This is a genomic window from Kocuria sp. CCUG 69068 (assembly GCF_020833785.1).
Classification (GTDB): Bacteria; Actinomycetota; Actinomycetes; order Actinomycetales; family Micrococcaceae; genus Kocuria; species Kocuria rosea.
The window spans coordinates 1-1799 of record NZ_PDDL01000221.1; the positions used below are offsets into that span (position 1 = coordinate 1).

Annotated in this window: 1 protein-coding gene, 1 tRNA gene and 1 other RNA gene; 2 read left to right on the forward strand and 1 reads right to left on the reverse strand. The window is 73.0% G+C overall.

Features of this window, described 5'->3' with window-relative positions:
* Positions 1-134: 134 nt before the first annotated feature.
* Positions 135-219 (reverse strand) — tRNA-Ser (locus CRM73_RS19075).
* Between the two features lie 132 nt (positions 220-351).
* On the opposite strand from CRM73_RS19075, the gene ffs reads away from it, so the two are divergent.
* An RNA gene (gene ffs, locus CRM73_RS19080) (signal recognition particle sRNA small type) lies at positions 352-448 on the forward strand.
* A gap of 75 nt (positions 449-523) precedes the next feature.
* The coding region (locus tag CRM73_RS19085; protein ID WP_229588784.1) for a DNA polymerase III subunit gamma and tau at positions 524-1799 on the forward strand (1276 nt) is incomplete at its 3' end.

Sequence of the window (1799 nt, forward strand, 5' to 3'; positions counted from 1 at the left end):
GCCGCCGGGGCGCCGCGGCGGCCGGAGCCGCGGGCCGGCGACCCACGGGCCGGGTGGCCGCGGGCCGGCGGAGGAACGAGAAAGAGCCCCGCACCGGGATAAACGTCTCCGGTGCGGGGCTCTTGCTGCGAGTGCGGAGGATGGGGGATTTGAACCCCCGAGGGCGTGAACCCAACACGCGTTCCAGGCGTGCGCCATAGGCCGCTAGGCGAATCCTCCAGGCACGCACGACCGGCGGCCTGACGGCGCCGGAACATGCGGGGTCCAGCATAACCGAACCGCCGGGCAATGCCGAATCCACGGCGCCGGGGCCGGGTTTCGACCCGGCCCGCCGCATCCGCTAGACTCGTCGACAGCCCCTCGCGTGGCGTCATCCTGTTGAACTCCCCCAGGACCGGAAGGTAGCAAGGGTAAATGGGCTCTGGCGGGTGCGCGAGGGGTCTTCTCGTCCCCGCGGCGGCCCGCGTCCCCAGCGCCGATCCGCCCGGCCCGCCTGTCGGATTCCGTCGCTAAGGTGTCATCTGTGACTACCGCCCTGTACCGCCGCTACCGCCCGGAGACCTTCGAGGACGTCATCGGTCAGGAGCACGTGACCGAGCCGCTGATGACGGCGCTGCGCAAGGACAGGGTCAGCCACGCCTACCTCTTCTCCGGCCCGCGCGGCTGCGGCAAGACCACCTCCGCCCGCATCCTGGCCCGCTGCCTCAACTGCGCGGAGGGCCCCACCGCCACCCCGTGCGGCCGCTGCGACAGCTGCCGCGACCTGGCCCGGGACGGCGCCGGCTCCCTCGACGTGATCGAGATGGACGCGGCCAGCCACGGCGGCGTGGACCACGCCCGCGACCTGCGGGAGCGCGCCACGTTCGCGCCCGTCCGGGACCGGTACAAGATCTTCATCATCGACGAGGCGCACATGGTCACGCGCGAGGGCTTCAACGCCCTGCTCAAGATCGTCGAGGAGCCGCCGGAGCACATCAAGTTCATCTTCGCGACCACCGAGCCGAGCAAGGTGCTCACCACCATCCGGTCCCGCACCCACCACTACCCCTTCCGGCTGGTCCCCACCGAGCCGCTCATGCACTACCTGGAGCAGCTCTGCGCCGAGGAGCACGTGCAGGTGGCCCCGGGGGTGCTCTCCCTCGTGGTCCGCGCGGGCGCCGGATCCGTCCGCGACACCCTCTCCGTGCTCGACCAGCTCATGGCCGGCTCCGACGAGCAGGGCATCGGCTACGACCTCGCCGTGGCCCTGCTGGGCTACACGCACGGCGCCCTGCTCGACGACGTGGTCGACGCCTTCGCGTCCGGGGACGGCGCCACGGTGTTCCGCGCGGTGGACCGGGTGGTGCAGACGGGCCAGGACCCGCGCCGCTTCGTGGAGGACCTCCTCGAGCGGTTCCGGGACCTCATCATCGTCAACGCGGTCCCGGAGTCCGCGGGCAACATCCTGCACGGCATGCCCCAGGACCAGATCGCCCGGCTGCGCAACCAGGCGTCCCAGCTCGGAGCGGCGGAGCTCTCCCGGGCCGCCGACATCACGAACACGGCCCTCACCGAGATGACGGGGGCCACCTCGCCCCAGCTGCACCTCGAGCTGCTGTGCGCACGCATCCTCCTGCCGTCCTCGGAGGACACCACGCGCGGCGTCACGGCCCGCGTCGACCGGCTGGAACGGCGCCTGAGCATCGGGCGGGGCGCCGCCGCAGCCGGTCCGGACGAGACCGCCGACGCCCCCGCGCCCTCCCCCGCGGCCTCATCCTCCGCGCCGACCGCGCCGGCGGGTCCGGGCGCCCCGCCCGGGG